Consider the following 17,051-nt stretch of genomic DNA (forward strand, 5'->3'; position numbering starts at 1 on the left):
CTTTCCCGCGGCGGGCAGCAAAAACCGGGCCTGGGCTCGGTTTTTGCCGGAAGGCGCGCGATTACCAGTGGCCGCCCAGCGCGGCGATCAGCGCGACGCTGCCGGTGTACTGGCGGTTGATCACGGTCCACAGATTGTTCTCGGCGGCGATGCGGGCATTTTGCGCCGACAGCACATTCAGATACGCCACCGTGCCGGCCTGGTACTGGTTCTGAGCGATGGTTTCCGCCCGCTTGGCCGCGGCGACCGCCGCGCGCTGCATGTCGGCTTCTTCCTTAAGCAGGCTCTGCGCCGATAGATTGTCTTCCACGCCTTGCAGCGCCGCCAGCACGGTTTGGCGGTAGTTGGCCACGCTGGCATCGTAGCCGGCGATGGCTTGATCGGTCTGCGCGCTGCGCAGGCCGGCGTCGAACAGCGTCAGCGCCAGCGACGGGCCGACTGACCAGATGCGGTTGGGCAGCGTCACCCAATCGGCAAAAGTGGAGCCGCGGTAGCCGCCGCTGGCGCCCAGCGTCAGCGTCGGGAAGAAGGCGGCTTTGGCGATGCCGATCTGCGCGTTGGCGGCCGCCATATTGCGTTCGGCGGCGGCGACGTCGGGGCGGCGCTCCAGCAGCGTCGAGGGCAGGCCGGCTGGAATCTGCGGCAAATGCGGCTGCTGGCTGGCCGGCGGCAGCGCGAAGCTGGCCGGCGCCTGGCCCAACTGCGCCGCAATGGCGTGCTCCAGTTGGGCGCGCGTCAGCCGCTTGTCCACCACTGCGGCCTGAGCGGTTTTCCACTGGCTTTCGGCCGAGGCCACGACGTCGTCGCCGACGATGCCGGCAGCGTACTGGTTCCGCGTCAGCTGCAGGGTATCAGCCAGCAGTTTTTCGCTCTGGCGCAGATTGGCGAGCTGCATGTCCGTTACCACCAGCTGCAAATAAGCGGTGGCCAACTGGGTTTGGCTGCTCAGGCGGATGGCCGCCAATTGCGCTTCCGATGCCTGCTGCTTGGCCTTGCCGGCCTCCACTTCGCGGCGCACGGCGCCCCACAGGTCTATTTCCCAGCTGGCGGACAGCCCCAGATTGTACCCGCTTGTCGCGCCGGCGCCGGCGCCGGGCGTGGCCACGCCGTGGCTTTTTGAGGCGTTGGCCGACAGCGAGGGGAACAGCCCGGCTTGGGCCTGCCGCAGCGCGGCCTGCGCCTCGCGGTATTGCGCCTCGGCCTGGGCGATGGTCGGGCTTTGCCGGTTCAGCGTGTCCATCAGCTGGCTCAGCGTGGCGTCCTGGAATACGGCCCACCAGTCGCCGCGCGGCATGGCGTCCTGCGGCTCCGCGGTTTTCCAGCGGCCGTCTTCCTTGAAGCTGGCTGGGATGTCCAGTTTCGGTTTGACATAGTCCGGGCCGACGGCGCAACCGGCCAGCGCCAGGGCGGCCGCGGCGGCGATCAGGCCGGATTTCAATGGTGTTGTTGTTTTATGCATCGCAATCATTCCTCTTTGCCATCGGCCAGCGCGTGGCCATGGCTGCCGCGCCACTTCAGGCACCATAGGCGGAAGCGGTCCAGATACAGGTAGACAATCGGCGTGGTGTACAGCGTTAGCAGCTGGCTCAGCAGCAAGCCCCCGACAATGGAGATGCCCAGCGGCGTGCGCAGCTCCGCGCCGTCGCCGCGGCCCAGCGCCAGCGGCAAGGCGCCGAACAGCGCGGCCATGGTGGTCATCATGATGGGGCGGAAGCGCAGCAGGCAGGCCTGCAGGATGGCGTCTTCCGGCGTCAGCTTCTGTTCGCGCTCGGCGGTCAGCGCGAAGTCGATCATCATGATCGCGTTCTTCTTCACAATCCCTATCAACAGCAGGATGCCGATCAGCGCGATGATGTTGAACTCGCCGCCGGTGGCCATCAGCGCCAAGAGCGCGCCGACGCCGGCCGAGGGCAGGGTGGAGAGAATGGTGATCGGATGCACCACGCTCTCGTACAGCATGCCCAGCACGATATACACCGCCACCAGCGCCGCCAGGATCAAATAGGGCTGGCTGTCCAGCGAGGCCTGGAAGGACTTGGCCGTGCCTTGGAAGCTGGCCCGAATGCTGCTGGGCAAGCCAATGTCGGCGATGGCGGCGTCGATCGCCTGCGTGGCGTCGGACAGCGATTTGCCCGGCGGCAGGTTGAACGAGATGGTGGTGGCGGCAAACTGGCTCTGGTGGTTGACCGACAGCGAGGTATTGGTCGGTTTCCAGCTGGCGATGGCTGACAGCGGCGTCGGCTGACCGCCGGGCGTTTGCAGATAGATGTCGCGCAGGCCTTCCGGACTCTGCCAGTATTGCGGCGCCACCTCCAGCACCACATGGTATTGGTTCAAGGCGTTGTAGATGGTGGAGACCTGGCGTTGGCCGAAGGCGTCGTTCAAGACCGAATCCACTTGCGCCTGGGTCAGGCCCAGCCGCGCCATCGCCGCGCGATTGAAGGTCAACGAGGTTTGCAGGCCCTTCACTTCCTGATCGTTGTTCAGATCGGCCAGGAAGGGAATCTTGCTCATCGCCTGTTGCACCTTGGGCGTCCATTCACGCAGCTCGGCGAGGTCGTCGCCCTGCAATGTGTACTGATACTGTGCATTGCTGGAGCGGCCGCCGATGCGGATATCCTGCACCGACTGCAAAAACAGCTGGGCGCCGGGCTCGTTGGATAGCTTCTTGCGCAGCCTGGCGATGACCTGATCGGCGCTTTCCTTGCGTTCCGTAAGCGGCTTGAGGCTGACGAACATATTGGCGCCGTTGCGCTGCCCGCCGCCGGTGAAGCCCACCACTTTGTCCACCGCCGGATCGGCGCCCACCACGTCGATGAAGCGCTGCAGTTTGTGCTGCATGGCCTGGAACGAGATGCTCTGGTCGGCGCGTATCATGCCGGTGAGGCGGCCGGTATCCTGCTGCGGGAAAAAGCCCTTGGCGATGACGGTGTACAGGAACACGTTCAAGGCGATGGTGGCGCCCAGCATCACCATCATCAGGCGGCTGTGGCGCAAGGCCCAACTGAGCGAGCGGCGGTAGCCGTCCAGCATCGCGTCGAACGCGCGCTCGCTCCATCGGAACAATTTGCCCGGCGCTTTATGCGCGTCATGCGCCTTCAGCCAGCGCGCGCACAGCATGGGCGTGGTGGTCAGCGACACCACCAGCGAAACCAGGATGGCGACGGACAGGGTGACGGCGAACTCGCGGAACAGGCGGCCGATGATGCCGCCCATCAGCAGGATGGGGATGAACACCGCGATCAGCGAGATGCTCATCGACAGCACGGTGAAGCCCACCTCGCGCGCGCCCTGCAGCGCGGCCTGGAACGGTTTCATGCCGTTTTCGATGTGGCGCGAGATGTTCTCCAGCACCACGATGGTGTCGTCGACCACGAAGCCGGTGGCGATGGTCAGCGCCATCAGGCTGAGATTGTTCAAGGAGAAGCCGGCCAGATACATCACGGCGAAAGTGCCTACCAGCGACACCGGCACGGTGATGGCCGGAATGGCGGTGGCGCGGCCGCTGCGCAGGAACAGGAACACCACCATGATGACCAGGCCGATGGAAATCACCAGCGAGCGCTCCACTTCGGACAGGGAGGCGCGGATGGTCGGCGTGCGGTCCATCACCTGATTGATCTTGATCGCCGGCGAAATCGACGCCTGCAGCTGCGGCAGCAGCGCCTTCACCCGATCGACGGTTTCGATGATGTTGGCGCCAGGCTGGCGGAACAGGATCAGCATCACCGCCGGTTGCTTGCCCAGCATGCCGGCGTTGCGCAGGTCGACCACGGAGTCGCGCACTTCGGCCACGTCCGAGATGCGCACCGCGCTGCCGTTTTTGTAGCTGACGATCAGCGGCAGGTAGTCGCTGGCCTTGCTGGCCTGGTCGTTGGCCTGAACCTGCCAGTGGCGGTCTTCGTTTTCCAGAAAGCCCTTGGGCCGGTTGGCGTTGGTGCTGGTGATGGCGGCGCGCACCGTTTCCATGCCGATGCCGTAGTGGTTCAGCTGGGCCGGGTTCATTTCCACCCGCACCGCCGGCTGCGCGCCGCCGCCGATGATGACGTTGCCGATGCCGTCCACCTGGGCTAGCTTCTGCCCCAGGATGGAGTCGGCGGCGTCGTACATCTGGCCGCGGGTCATGCTGTCCGAGGTCAGCGCCATGATCATGATGGGCGCGTCGGCCGGGTTCACCTTGCGATAGGTGGGATTGGACGGCATGCCGGTGGGCAATAGCGAGCGGGCGGCGTTGATGGCCGCCTGCACGTCGCGCGCGGCGCCGTTGATGTCGCGGTCCAGATCGAACTGCAGCGTGATGTTGGTGGAGCCGAGCGAGCTGGTGGACGTCATCTCGGTGATGCCGGCGATGCGGCCCAGGGCGCGTTCCAGCGGCGTGGCCACCGTGGCGGCCATGGTTTCCGGGCTGGCGCCGGGCAGCTTGGCCGATACCGAGATGGTGGGGAAGTCCACCTGCGGCAACGGCGACACCGGCAGCAGCTTGAAGGCGATCAGGCCGGCCAGCAGGATGGCCAGCGTCAGCAGCGTGGTGGCTGCCGGGCGGCGGATGAAGGGCGCCGACGGGATCATGCTTCAGCCTCTTCGCTCAGTTCCGGCTTGGCTTGGCGGCCAAAGCGGCGCGCCAGGCGGTCGAAGGCCAGATAGATCACCGGGGTGGTGAACAGCGTCAGCACCTGGCTGACCATTAGGCCGCCCACCATGGTGATGCCCAGCGGCTCGCGCAGTTCGGAACCCATGCCGCCGCCGACCATCAACGGCAGCGCGCCCAGCAGCGCCGACATGGTGGTCATCAGAATCGGACGGAAACGCAGCAGGCAGGCCTGGTAGATGGCCTCGCGCGGGCTCATGCCTTGTTCGCGCTCGGCCTCCAGCGCGAAGTCGATCATCATGATCGCGTTTTTCTTGACGATGCCGATCAGCAGGATGATGCCGATGATGGCGATCACCGACAGGTCGGTGCCGGTGACCATCAGCGCCAGCAGCGCGCCGATGCCGGCGGACGGCAGGGTGGAGAGAATCGTGATCGGATGGATATAGCTTTCGTACAGCACGCCCAGCACGATGTACATGGTGACGATGGCGGCCAGGATCAGCCACAGCGTGTTGGACAGCGAGGCCTGGAACGCCATGGCCGCGCCCTGGAACTTGGTGTCCATGCTGGCCGGCAGGCCCAGCTCGGACTCGGCCTTGCGGATGCCGTCCACCGCCTCGCCCAGCGACGCGCCTGGCTTCAAGTTGAAGGAGATGGTGGCTGTCGGAAACTGGCCCAGATGGTTGATCGCCAGCGAAGTGGGGCGCTCTTCTATCGTGGCCACGGTGTCCAGCGGCACCGGTCCGCCGCTGGTGGTGGGCACATAGATCCCCTTCAGCGACAGCAGGTCGCGTTGATGCGCGGGGTCCACCTCCAGCACCACGCGGTATTGGTTGGTCTGGGTGAAGATGGTGGAGATCAGCCGTTGGCCAAAGGCGTCATACAGCGCGTTGTCGATCGCGGCGGTGGTGACGCCGAGCCGGGAGGCGACATCGCGGTTGATGTTGACGTAGGCCTGCAGGCCCTTGTCCTGCAGGTCGCTGGCCACATCGGCCAATGCCGGTTCCTGCTGCAGCCGGCGCACCAGCTTGGGCACCCAGGTGGACAAGTCGTCCTGGCTGGTGGCCTGCAGCGTGAACTGGTACTGGGTGCGGCTGACGCGGGCGTCTATGGTCAGGTCCTGCACCGGCTGCAGATACAGCGACATGCCGGGCACGTCGGCGGCGCGCTGTTGCAGGCGCGCCAGCACGGTGCGGATATTGTCGCGCTGGTCTTTGGGTTTCAGGTTGATCAGCAGGCGGCCACTGTTCAGCGTGGTATTGGTGCCGTCCACGCCGATGAACGACGACAGGCTGTCCACCGCCGGGTCTTTCAGCAGCGCGTCGGCAAGCGCCTCCTGACGATCGGCCATGGCGCCGAAGGAGATGGATTGCGAGGCCTCGCTGATGCCCTGGATGGCGCTGGTGTCCTGCAGCGGGAAGAAGCCCTTGGGCACGGCCACGTAAAGCGCGGCGGTCAGGGCCAGGGTGCCGACCGCCACCAGCAGCGTGGTTTTCTGTCGGTCCAGCACCCAGTTCAGCGCCACGCCGTAACGGGCGATGATGCGGTCGAAGAACTGCCCGCTGGCATGGTAGAAGCGGCCTTGCTTCTCTTCCGGCACGTGCTTGAGCAGCCGCGCGCACATCATCGGGGTCAGCGTCAGCGAGATGAAAGCGGAAATCAGGATGGACACTGCCAGGGTGATGGCGAATTCGCGGAACAGCCTGCCCACCACGTCGCCCATGAACAGCAAGGGAATCAGCACCGCGATCAGCGAAATGGTCAGCGAGATGATGGTGAAGCCGATCTGCTTGGAGCCTTTCAGCGCCGCCGCCATCGGCTTCTCGCCTTCCTCGATGTAGCGGGCGATGTTTTCGATCATCACGATGGCGTCGTCGACCACGAAGCCGGTGGCAATGGTCAGCGCCATCAGCGTCAGGTTATTGATGGAGAAGCCAGTCAAATACATCACGCCGAAGGTGCCCACCAGCGACAGCGGCACCGCCACGGCAGGGATCAGGGTGGCCGGCACGTTGCGCAGGAAGACGAAGATCACCATCACCACCAGCGCGATGGCCAGCATCAGCTCGAACTCCACGTCCTCCACCGAAGCGCGGATGGTCACCGTGCGGTCGCTCAGCACGTGGACGTCCACGGCGCCGGGCAGCGTGCTTTGCAGCTGGGGCAGCAGGGCTTTGATGCGGTCCGTCACCTGGATCACGTTGGCGCCGGGTTGGCGCTGCACGTTGAGGATGATGGCCGGCGTGGTGCCGGACCAGGCGGCCAGGCGCACGTTTTCCGCCGAATCCACCACCTTGGCCACATCCTTGATGAACACCGGCGCGCCATTCTGGTAGGCGACAATGACGTTTCTGTATTCCTCGGCTGACTGCAGCTGGTCGTTGCCGTCCACGGTGGATGCCTGCAGCGGGCCGTCAAAGCTGCCTTTGGCCTGGTTGACGTTGGCGCTGCCGATGGAGGTGCGGATGTCCTCCAGGGTCAGGCCGCGCGCCGCCAGCGCCTTGGGATTGCTCTGGATGCGCACGGCCGGCCGCTGGCCGCCGCTGATGCTGACCAGGCCGACGCCGGGCACCTGCGACAGTTTTTGCGCCAACCGCGTATCCACCAGGTCTTCCAGCTTGGTCAGCGGCAGGGTGGGCGAGCTGACGGCGATGGTCAGGATGGGGGTATCGGCTGGGTTGACCTTGTTATAGATGGGCGGACTGGGCAAGTCCGACGGCAGCAGGTTGCTGGCGGCGTTGATGGCCGCCTGGACCTCCTGTTCGGCGACATCCAGCGTCAGGTCCAGGCTGAACTGCAGCGTGATGACCGAGGCGCCGCCGGAGCTGGACGAGGACATTTGGGACAGGCCCGGCATCTGGCCGAACTGGCGCTCCAGCGGCGCGGTGACCGACGAGGTCATCACGTCGGGGCTGGCGCCGGGGTACAGCGTCACCACCTGGATGGTGGGATAGTCGACCTCGGGCAGCGCCGAAACCGGCAGCATGCGCCAGGACACCAAGCCGGTCAGCAGGATGGCCACCATCAACAAGGTGGTGGCCACCGGCCGCAGAATAAACGGACGGGACGGATTCATGTCAGCTCCTGCCGCTTAGTTGGCCGCAGAGGCGTGATGCTTGCCCCAAGCACCCGCGCCGTGTTTTTTATGCCCCTTGCCCGCGTTGGCGGCGGCAGAGGCGGCTTCGCGCGCTTGCGCGGCGCGATCCACGACTTTGACCTGGGCGCCGTCGCGCAGTTTGTCTACGCCGTCTATGACCACGCGCTGACCCGGCTTCAAACCGTCCTCGATGATGGTGTTGTCGCCGGAGGCCGGGCCGGTCTTGACCTTGGCCAGGTTGATGGTGGAATCGTCGCCCACGGTGTAAACGTAATTGCCTACTTTGCCCAATTGCACCGCCACCGTCGGCACCACGATGGCGTTTTTGCGCACGCCCAGTTCCAGATTGACGTTGACGAATTGGTTAGGGAACAGCTCTTGCTGTTCATTGGCGAACTTGGCCTTGATATTGATGGTGCCGGTGCCGGTGTTCAGCTGGTTGTCCAGCGCCAGCAGCGTGCCGTCGGCCAGCTTGTGCTTGTTGTCGCGGTCCCAGGCTTCCACCTTCAGCGTCCTGTTGTCCCTGGCGGCTTGCAGCACCGAGGTCAGGCTGACTTCCGGAATGGCGAACACCACGTTGATGGGCTGGGTCTGGGTGATGGTGACCAGGCCGTTGGCGTCGCTGGCGTGGACGATATTGCCCGGGTCCACCTGGCGCAGGCCGACGCGGCCGCTGACCGGCGCGATAATGCGGGCGTAGTCGACATTCAGCTTGGCCGCGGCTACGGCGCCTTGGTCCACCTTGACCGTGCCCTCGTATTGATGCACCAAGGCCTGTTGGGTATCGACCTGCTGTTTGGAAATGGAATTCTGTCCCGACAGCTGCTGGTAGCGCGCGAGGTCTATCCTGGCGTTGGCCAGCAGGGCCTGGTCGCGTTGCAGCTGGCCTTCCGCCTGGGTCAGCGTGGCCTGGTAGGGACGGGAATCGAGTTTGGCCAGCAACTGCCCTTGCTTGACCATCTGGCCTTCGCTGAAGTGCACCTTGTCAAGCTGGCCGTCGACGCGGCTGCGCACGGTCACGGTATAGGTGGAGTTGACTGTGCCCAGCGCGTTCAGGCGCAGCGGAGCATCCATGGTTCTGACTTCGGCCACGCCCACGGCCACCGGCGCCGCCCCCTTGTTCCTGGCTGCCGCTTCCTTGGCGTTCTGGCTATGTTGGTGCCACCACCAGCCGCCGCCAAGGACGGCGATGACGGCGATGATGAGCGGCAGGCGGCGGGATTTGACGGGCGTGGGGCTTGACATGCAGGTGCTCCGGAATGGCGTATCATTTGTTATTGATCGTGCATAGCATGACAGTTTTTCATGCGTTTTGCTGCATAACTGGCGCATAAAGCGGCAGACTATGCCAATAAAAACCGTGCTAGATCGTGCCTGCATAATATGAGCGTGGTTTGAGCGCGGGCGCGCTTTGTGTTTGAATTTGTTAAATTAAAGCGATTGTTTGCTTTCTTATTGCGGCGGCATGTCTCAATTAGGGCCGGGAAACGCTTTTAAGTCATGGGTTTGCGCGCGGGGCCGTCCTGTGACGGCTGGATTGTGATTTTTACCGATTGTTTGCGTATGGAATGAAATGTTTACGCGAAATTTATCCGCCACGGTCTAGCATGCGCTTTCCACCGTGCCCGCGGTACGGCAGGGAGGCGTAGCGACAAGGAGATGACGATGCAGGCAGGTGTGCGCAACGGGGCCATCGCGGCTTCCGATCGAAAACGGCAGCCGCCGGTGGCGATGCTGGCGCTGGCGGCGCTGGGCGTGGTGTATGGCGACTTGGGCACCAGCCCGCTTTACGCCTTGCAGGAGGCGTTCAACGGCGATCACGGCGTGCGGCCGACGCCGGACAATGTGGTGGGCGTGGTGTCGCTGTTCTTGTGGTCGCTGATTCTGATGGTCAGCATCAAGTACGTGCTGGTGCTGATGCGGGCCGACAACAAGGGAGAAGGCGGCATTCTGGCGCTGTTGGCGCAGATCGCCGGCGACAAGGCCGAGACGGCCGGCCGCTCCACTTGCTTCTGGGTCTTGCTCGGCTTGGCCGGCGCAGCCATGTTGTATGGCGACGGCGTGATCACGCCGGCAGTTTCCGTGCTGAGCGCGATGGAAGGCTTGCAGGTGGCCACGCCCGCGCTGGCGGCCTATGTGGTGCCGGCTACGGTAGTGATTCTGGTGCTGCTGTTCATGGTGCAGCCATTTGGCTCCGGCCGGGTGGGCGTGGTGTTCGGCCCCATTCTGGCCGCCTGGTTCGTGGCGATCGCGGCGCTCGGCATCGCCCAGTTGTGGCAGAACCCCACCATTCTGCAAGCGATCAACCCCTTGCACGGCATCAGCTATTTTCAGCGCAACGGCTTTGCCGGCTTTGTTTCGCTCGGCGCGGTGGTGTTGTGCCTGACAGGCGCCGAGGCGCTGTACGCCGACATGGGACATTTCGGCGCGCGGCCTATCCGCCTGGCCTGGTATGGCCTGGCGCTGCCTTCGCTGCTGCTGAGCTATCTGGGGCAGGGCGCGTTGCTGTTGGCCCATCCGCATCTGTCAGTCCGGCCGTTCTATTCGATGGTGCCGGAGTGGGGCCTGTATCCGATGGTGGCGCTGGCGACCTTGGCCACCATCGTCGCGTCGCAGGCGCTGATCACGGCGGTATTCTCCCTCACCCATCAATCCGTGCAGCTCGGTTTCTTCCCGCGGGTGCTGGTGCTGCATACCTCGCGCAGCCACAAGGGCCAGATTTATCTGCCGCTGCTGAACTGGCTGCTGATGCTGGCCACCGTGGCGGTGGTGCTGGGTTTCCGCCAGTCGGACAAGCTCGCCGCCGCCTTCGGTCTGGCCGTATCCACCACCATGGCCATCACCACCATCTTGTTTGCCGTGTTGGCGCGCGGTCGTTGGCATTGGCCGTGGTGGGCGGTGATCGTGGTGGCGGGCAGCCTGTTCGCGGTCGATCTGGCCTTCGTGCTGGCCAACGCGCTGAAGTTCATGGATGGCGGCTGGCTGCCGCTGACATTGGGCCTGTTCATGTTCATGCTGATGGGCTGCTGGTTTGGCGGCCGTCGCCTGCAGGTGAAGGAAGGGCAGGACAGGCAGCTGCCTATCGAGGCCTTGCTGTCCAGTTTGCAAATGAATCCGGTGGCGCGCATTCCGGGCGTCGGGGTGTTTCTGTCCGAGAGCGCGGACGGCACGCCGCTGGTGATGCTGCATCATCTGAAGCACAACCAGGTATTGCACGAGACCGTACTGCTGCTGACCCTGCAGATGCAGGATGTGCCGCGGGTGAAAGGCGAGCGCGTGGCGGTGCAGCGGCTGGGCGAGGGCGTGGCGCGCGTGGTGGCGCGCTATGGCTATATGGAAGAACCCGATGTGCCCGAGGTGATGGCGCGTGCGGCCGAGTTGTTGAATCTGCCCGAGCTGGAGCCGCTCTGCACCACTTATTACCTTGGGAGGCAGACGCTGGTTCCCGCCATGGGCAGCAGCGGATTCAAGCGCTGGCTGATCGGCGTGTTTGGTTTTCTCCGGCAGAACGAGCGCAGCGCCACGCTGTATTTCGGTTTGCCGCCAAACCGGGTGGTGGAGTTGGGCGCCCGGATTGAGCTGTAATGCAACACTTTGCGCGATAAGGCAATGCAGCCGGGCTGAGCCCGGCTTTTTCTTGTCTGTCGGGCGGTGTGGGCGAGTCGATATTTCTCTTTCGAACATGACATTTTCGTTTTTTGCTGGAAATGGCGGATTCAGGCTAGTCAATGCCCGCGATCGATGTCATTCTTTGCCGCTTTATTAGTCGACCCTTAAGATCAGGGGCCGTCCGGCGCGAGCCGCGCGGCGAGAAATACGCAGAGAGAGTTGGATATGGACAAGAAACAAGACGCCCAGGAGCTGCGCCGTTCGCTGCAGGCGCGTCATCTGTCGATGATCGCCATCGGCGGCTCCATCGGCACCGGCCTGTTCCTGGCCTCCGGCGCCACCATTTCGGGCGCAGGCGCCGGCGGCGCGCTGCTGGCCTATGCGCTGGTGGGCCTGATGGTGTACTTCCTGATGACCAGTCTGGGCGAAATGGCCGCCTTCATGCCGGTGTCCGGCTCGTTCCAGGTTTACGGCTCGCGCTTCGTCGATCCGGCCTTCGGCTTCGCTCAGGGGTGGAACTACTGGTACAACTGGGCCATCACCATCGCGGTGGAGCTGGCCGCGGCCGCCATCATCATGAATTACTGGTTTCCTGGCGTGCCGGGCGTGCTGTGGAGCGGCGGCTTCCTGGTCATCATCTTCGTGCTGAACTACTTCTCGGTGAAGGGTTTCGGCGAGGCCGAGTTCTGGTGCTCCATGCTGAAAGTGGCCACCATCATCGCCTTCATCGTCATCGGCTTTTTGATGATTCTGGGCATCATGACCGAACCCGATCCGCACCGCATCGCGCCGGGTCTGGCCGTGATGACGCAGGGCGACGGCGCCTTTATCGGCGGTTTGGCCGCCTTTGTCGGCGTGGCCATGGTGGTGGGCTTCTCGTTTCAGGGCACCGAGCTGATCGGCGTGGCCGCCGGCGAGTCGGCCAATCCGGGTCGCACCATTCCGCGCGCCGTGCGCCAGATTTTCTGGCGCATCCTGATGTTCTACATGCTGTCCATCCTGATCATCGGCCTGATCCTGCCGCACAACGACCCGTCGCTGCTGAAGAACGACATGAAGGACGTCGGCGCCAGCCCGTTCACCCTGGTCTTCAATCGCGCCGGCCTGGCCTTCGCCGCCAGCCTGATGAACGCGGTTATCCTGTCCGCCATCCTGTCGGCCGGCAACTCCGGCATGTACGCCTCCACCCGCATGCTGTACGCGATGGCCAAGAACGGCATGGCGCCCAAGCTGTTCGGCAAGCTGTCCGACAACGGCGTGCCGCGCAACGCGCTGTATGCCACCACCCTGGTGGCCTGCCTGTGCTTCCTGACCTCCTTGTTCGAGAGCAATGCGGTGTATATGTGGCTGCTGAACTCGTCCGGCATGACGGGCTTCATCGCCTGGCTGGGCGTCGCGATCAGCCACTACCGCTTCCGCCGCGCCTATGTGAAGCAGGGCTACAGCCTGGACGACCTGCCGTATAAAGCCAAGTGGTTTCCGCTGGGCCCGATGTTCGCCTTCGCCTTGTGCCTGCTGATCATGCTGGGCCAGAACTACACCGCCTTCACCGCGGCCAAGGTGGATTGGAACGGCGTGATCGCCACCTATCTGGGCATTCCCTTGTTCCTGGCTTTGTGGTGGGGCTACCGTTCCAAGCATCGGACCCGCCTGGTGCCGCTGGAGGAGATCGAGCTGGCCGAGGCGCACCGCAAGGCGCTGGAGCAGCGCGACGAAGGCAAGGGCGGCAAACTGGCCTCCGCGCAAGCCTGAGGAAGGCTGGCGAAGATTTGACGAAGCCCGCTGGCAAGCGGGCTTTTTTTATGGTTTCATCCGCAATCTCGATATCATTTGAAATATTTTGCGGAGCCGGCCCCGATGCAGTTGCTGTCCATCTTCATGACCAAGTTTCTTTTCGTGATGGCCGCGCTGCTGCCCATCATGAATCCGCCGGGCCTGGTGCCCATTTTCATCTCGATGACGGCGCGCAATACGCCGCAACAGCGCCGCTACCTGGCGCGCCGGATCGCCCTGTATTGCGCTTTGCTGCTGGTGGGCAGCATGTATGTCGGCGGTTATGTGCTGTCGTTCTTCGGGGTCTCGCTGCCGGTGGTGCAGATGTCCGGCGGCCTGCTGATCACTTTCGCCGCCTGGCGCATGCTGAACGACACGCCGGCGGAATCCAGCCAGACATCCAGCGAACCTGCGCGTTCTGACAACACGGCGGAGCTGAAGCAACGCGCCTTCTACCCCTTGACCTTCCCCCTGACGGTGGGGCCGGGCTCGATCTCCGTCGCCATCACCATCGGCGCCACGCTCACCGGCAGCGGCAAGGGCATCGTCCGCTACGCCATCGCCCCGCTGGCGGGGTCGGCCGCCGTGCTGGCCAGCAGCGTGCTGGTCTACCTGTGCTACGCCCACGCCGACAAGCTGCTGCGCTACCTGGGGCAGACCGGCTCCATCGTCTTCCTGCGGCTGTCTGCCTTCATTCTGCTGTGTCTGGGCGTGCAGATCATGTGGGACGGCTTTGGCGAACTGGCCAGTCAATGGCTGCAAGATCATGCCGGCCTGTTACATTGACCAGTTGATGCCGCATGGCTGCGCCATGGCCGGCGTTTATTGATTTGAGGCAAGGCGGGGGCGTATAGGGCGGCGCACACTGTGCTCAACATTTCGAGTCCATTCATGGAGACGGACAATGAGCACAAGCGCTTTCTTCATCCCCTCACTCAATCTGATGGGCGCTGGCTGTCTGCAACAGGCGGTTGAAACCATGCGCGGCCATGGTTTCCGGCGCGCGCTGATCGTGACCGACCAGGGCTTGGTCAAGGCCGGCCTGGCCGGCAAGGTTGCCCAGATGCTGGGCGAGGCCGATATCGAGCCGGTGATATTTGACGGCGTGCATCCCAATCCAAGCTGCGCCAACGTCAATGCCGGCCTGTCCCTGCTGAAAGAGAAGAAGTGCGACGTGGTGGTGTCGCTGGGCGGCGGCTCGCCGCACGACTGCGCCAAGGCTATCGCGCTGGTGGCGGTGAACGGCGGCAAGATCCAGGACTACGAGGGCGTGGACAAGTCCGCCAAGCCGCAGCTGCCGCTGGTGGCGATCAACACCACCGCCGGCACGGCGTCGGAGATGACCCGCTTCTGCATCATCACCGACGAATCCCGCCACATCAAGATGGCCATCGTCGACAAGCACACCACGCCGATTCTGTCGGTCAACGACCCGGAAACCATGGCCGGCATGCCAGCCTCGCTGACGGCGGCCACCGGCATGGATGCGCTGACCCACGCGGTGGAGGCCTATGTGTCCACCATCGCCACCCCCATCACCGACGCCTGCGCCTTGAAGGCGGTGGAGCTGATCGCCGGCTTCCTGCGCCGCGCGGTGAAGGATGGCAAGGACATGGAAGCGCGCGAGCAGATGGCTTACGCGCAGTTCCTGGCCGGCATGGCCTTCAACAACGCTTCCTTGGGCTATGTGCACGCGATGGCGCACCAGCTGGGCGGCTTCTACGATCTGCCGCACGGCGTGTGCAACGCGGTGCTGCTGCCGCATGTGCAAGTCTTTAACGCCGCCGTCGCCGGCGAGCGGCTGGGCGATGTGGCCCTGGCGTTGGGCGAGAAGACCCGCAGCGCCGAAGCCGCCATCGCCGCGATCAAGCGTCTTGCCGCCGATGTCGGCATCCCGGCCGGCTTGAAAGAGCTGGGCGTGAAAGAAGCCGATATTCCGACCCTGGCCGACAACGCCTTGAAGGATGCCTGTGGCCTGACCAATCCGCGCAAGGCCAGCCACGAAGAAATCTGCGCGATCTTCCGCGCGGCCATCTAGCCGCGCTGCCCGGCCCCTGCGGCTGGGCTTCTCCGCGGCCTGAACGTTCCAGGCCGCGGAATCACCGCCCACGGGAAGCTGGCCAGTGTGGCCGGCGCCTCGCGGACAAGGAGGGTTATATGAACGCCTCTATACGTCTGGTTTCCATCGGGCAATGCAAAATTCCCCCCGCCAAGGGCTTTCTACTGTCAAGCAAGTGGCCGCGGCAGTGGCCGCGCACGGCCCTTTTGCCGGACCACTGGCTGCGTCGCGTGCTGCCTACGGAGGAGCTGGTGGCCTGGATGCATGGCGATAGCGTGCGTTGGCCGACGTTCTGCGACATTTACTGGGCTGATCTGGGCGCCAATCCTGCGCGCTGGCAGGCCTTGCTCGGCGCGATGCGCGAGGGCGAGCTGGTGTTGCTGCATGATTGCGGCGACGGCCAGTACACCTCGGTGCGCGCGCTGGAGCAGTTTTTGCGGCGGTTGGACGAAAACGGCATGGCGGCTTGAGCGGCCAAATTTCCTAAGCGGAACAGCCTTAGCGCCCGATGGCATTTAGCAAGCGGGCGGTTTTCGGGCAAGATAGGCGGGTAAGCATTGCCGGCGCCAAGCCGGGACGAGAAAGAGAGACGCGCATGTCGGGCCCGCAACAAGAGAATCTGCATCCGGAAACGCTGGCTATTCGCGCCGGCCGCACCATCAGCGAATACGGCGAGCACAGCCAGGGGCTGTTCCTCACCTCCAGTTTCACCTATGAGTCGGCGGCGCAGGCCGCGGCCATGTTCCTCGGCGAGATCGAGGGCTATACCTATTCCCGCTTCACTAACCCCACTGTTTCAGCCTTCCAGCAAAGGCTGGCGCAGATGGAGTGCGGCGAGCGCGCCATCGCCACCGCCACTGGCATGGCGGCCATCCAGGCCATCATGATGACTTTGCTGCAGGCCGGCGATCACATTGTTTCCTCGCAAAGCCTGTTCGGCTCCACCATCAATCTGCTTGCCAACCAGCTGACCAAGTTCGGCGTGACCACGACTTTTGTCGATGCGCGCGATCTGCAAGCCTGGCGCGCCGCGATCCAGCCGAACACCAAGCTGCTGTTTCTGGAGACGCCTTCCAATCCACTGACGGAAGTGGCCGACGTGGCCGCCGTCGCCGATATCGCCCACGCCCATGATGCCCTGCTGGTGGTGGACAACAGTTTTTGTTCGCCGGCGCTGCAGCAGCCATTGAAGCTGGGAGCGGATCTGGTCATGCATTCCGCCACCAAGTTCATCGACGGCCATGGACGGGTGATGGGCGGGGCGGTGGTGGGCAACGACAAATTGATCGAGCAGATCTATCTGCATGTGCGCACCGCCGGACCGTCGCTGTCGCCGTTCAATGCCTGGACGCTGCTGTCCGGGTTGGAGACGCTGCATCTGCGCATGGAAAAACACAGCGCCAACGCGCTGGAACTGGCGCGCTGGCTGGAGGCGCAACCGAATGTCGAGCGCGTGTATTACCCCGGCCTGGAAAGCCATCCGCAGTATGAGCTGGCGCGCCGCCAGCAGAAGAGCGGCGGGGCGGTGGTGTCGTTTGTGGTGAAGGGCGGCCGCGAGGCGGCATGGAAGGTGGTGGACGGCGTGCGCGTGATTTCGCGCACGGCGAATCTGGGCGATGTGAAAAGCACCATCACCCACCCCGCCAGCACGACGCATGCCCGCGTGACGCCCGAAGCGCGCGAGAAGGCCGGCATTGTCGAGGGGCTGTTGCGCGTTAGCGTCGGCCTGGAAAATGTGTTGGACTTGCAGCGGGATTTGGCGCTGGGCCTTGACTAAGCCCTTTTAACGCGTGTTTCATTCAAACGGCAGTCTAAAATCAAGACTGCCGTTTTTTTGTTTGCCCTGAGCGGTGAATGCGCAAGGTGCCCTGCATGCCTTGACATTGATCAAGTTAAAACGTAAGTTTGAAACGCTTGTTCGA

The 17,051-nt window shown here is 63.9% G+C and carries 10 protein-coding genes; 6 read left to right on the plus strand and 4 right to left on the minus strand.

What is annotated here, in order from left to right; all coding sequences use genetic code 11:
* Positions 1 to 61: 61 nt before the first annotated feature.
* Genes C2134_RS12005 through C2134_RS12020 form a run of 4 tightly spaced genes read right to left on the minus strand, consistent with a single transcriptional unit; the run spans position 62 to position 8,933 of the window.
* Entirely contained in the window at positions 62 to 1,459 is a 1,398-nt protein-coding gene (locus tag C2134_RS12005) for an efflux transporter outer membrane subunit (RefSeq protein WP_199179929.1), read from the minus strand.
* A gap of 5 nt (positions 1,460 to 1,464) precedes the next feature.
* Complete coding sequence (locus C2134_RS12010; protein ID WP_103320341.1) at positions 1,465 to 4,569, minus strand: multidrug efflux RND transporter permease subunit; 3,105 nt, start codon at positions 4,567 to 4,569, stop codon at positions 1,465 to 1,467.
* Positions 4,566 to 7,667 carry an MdtB/MuxB family multidrug efflux RND transporter permease subunit gene (locus C2134_RS12015; RefSeq protein ID WP_103320343.1) on the minus strand — a complete coding sequence of 1,034 codons (3,102 nt, stop codon included), beginning with the start codon at positions 7,665 to 7,667 and terminating at the stop codon, positions 4,566 to 4,568. The genes C2134_RS12010 and C2134_RS12015 overlap by 4 nt, the downstream gene beginning before the upstream one ends.
* Before the next feature lie 15 nt (positions 7,668 to 7,682).
* Positions 7,683 to 8,933, minus strand: a complete 1,251-nt coding sequence (locus C2134_RS12020) for an MdtA/MuxA family multidrug efflux RND transporter periplasmic adaptor subunit (RefSeq protein WP_103320345.1) — start codon at positions 8,931 to 8,933, stop codon at positions 7,683 to 7,685.
* 420 nt (positions 8,934 to 9,353) lie between these two features.
* Here C2134_RS12020 and C2134_RS12025 point away from each other — a divergent pair, with 420 nt between their 5' ends.
* The 6 genes from C2134_RS12025 (at position 9,354) to C2134_RS12050 (ending at position 16,906) form a co-directional block, all read left to right on the plus strand.
* Positions 9,354 to 11,273, plus strand: a complete 1,920-nt coding sequence (locus tag C2134_RS12025; RefSeq protein ID WP_103320347.1) for a potassium transporter Kup — start codon at positions 9,354 to 9,356, stop codon at positions 11,271 to 11,273.
* A 249-nt stretch (positions 11,274 to 11,522) separates the two neighbouring features.
* Positions 11,523 to 13,049, plus strand: coding sequence for an amino acid permease (locus C2134_RS12030; protein WP_103320348.1), 1,527 nt, complete (start codon positions 11,523 to 11,525; stop codon positions 13,047 to 13,049).
* Positions 13,050 to 13,154: 105 nt separating this feature from the next.
* Complete coding sequence (locus tag C2134_RS12035; protein ID WP_043626159.1) at positions 13,155 to 13,856, plus strand: MarC family protein; 702 nt, start codon at positions 13,155 to 13,157, stop codon at positions 13,854 to 13,856.
* A 118-nt stretch (positions 13,857 to 13,974) separates the two neighbouring features.
* The gene (gene yiaY / locus C2134_RS12040) at positions 13,975 to 15,108 is read left to right on the plus strand and encodes an L-threonine dehydrogenase (protein ID WP_103320350.1); all 1,134 of its coding nucleotides are present in this window, start codon (positions 13,975 to 13,977) and stop codon (positions 15,106 to 15,108) included.
* A gap of 119 nt (positions 15,109 to 15,227) precedes the next feature.
* On the plus strand, positions 15,228 to 15,599 hold the full coding sequence (locus tag C2134_RS12045) for a DUF488 domain-containing protein (protein ID WP_103320352.1): 372 nt from the start codon (positions 15,228 to 15,230) through the stop codon (positions 15,597 to 15,599).
* A 125-nt stretch (positions 15,600 to 15,724) separates the two neighbouring features.
* Positions 15,725 to 16,906, plus strand: coding sequence for an O-succinylhomoserine sulfhydrylase (locus tag C2134_RS12050; RefSeq protein WP_103320354.1), 1,182 nt, complete (start codon positions 15,725 to 15,727; stop codon positions 16,904 to 16,906).
* The last annotated feature ends 145 nt before the right edge of the window (positions 16,907 to 17,051 follow it).

It is taken from the genome of Chromobacterium sinusclupearum, assembly GCF_002902845.1.
GTDB lineage: Bacteria > Pseudomonadota > Gammaproteobacteria > Burkholderiales > Chromobacteriaceae > Chromobacterium > Chromobacterium sinusclupearum.

Coding starts and splice junctions, on each gene's coding strand:
- C2134_RS12005 (WP_199179929.1), bottom strand. CDS start 1,459: ATGCATAAAACAACAACACCATTGAAATCCGGCCTGATCGCCGCCGCG.
- C2134_RS12010 (WP_103320341.1), bottom strand. CDS start 4,569: ATGATCCCGTCGGCGCCCTTCATCCGCCGCCCGGCAGCCACCACGCTG.
- C2134_RS12015 (WP_103320343.1), bottom strand. CDS start 7,667: ATGAATCCGTCCCGTCCGTTTATTCTGCGGCCGGTGGCCACCACCTTG.
- C2134_RS12020 (WP_103320345.1), bottom strand. CDS start 8,933: ATGTCAAGCCCCACGCCCGTCAAATCCCGCCGCCTGCCGCTCATCATC.
- C2134_RS12025 (WP_103320347.1), top strand. CDS start 9,354: ATGCAGGCAGGTGTGCGCAACGGGGCCATCGCGGCTTCCGATCGAAAA.
- C2134_RS12030 (WP_103320348.1), top strand. CDS start 11,523: ATGGACAAGAAACAAGACGCCCAGGAGCTGCGCCGTTCGCTGCAGGCG.
- C2134_RS12035 (WP_043626159.1), top strand. CDS start 13,155: ATGCAGTTGCTGTCCATCTTCATGACCAAGTTTCTTTTCGTGATGGCC.
- yiaY (WP_103320350.1), top strand. CDS start 13,975: ATGAGCACAAGCGCTTTCTTCATCCCCTCACTCAATCTGATGGGCGCT.
- C2134_RS12045 (WP_103320352.1), top strand. CDS start 15,228: ATGAACGCCTCTATACGTCTGGTTTCCATCGGGCAATGCAAAATTCCC.
- C2134_RS12050 (WP_103320354.1), top strand. CDS start 15,725: ATGTCGGGCCCGCAACAAGAGAATCTGCATCCGGAAACGCTGGCTATT.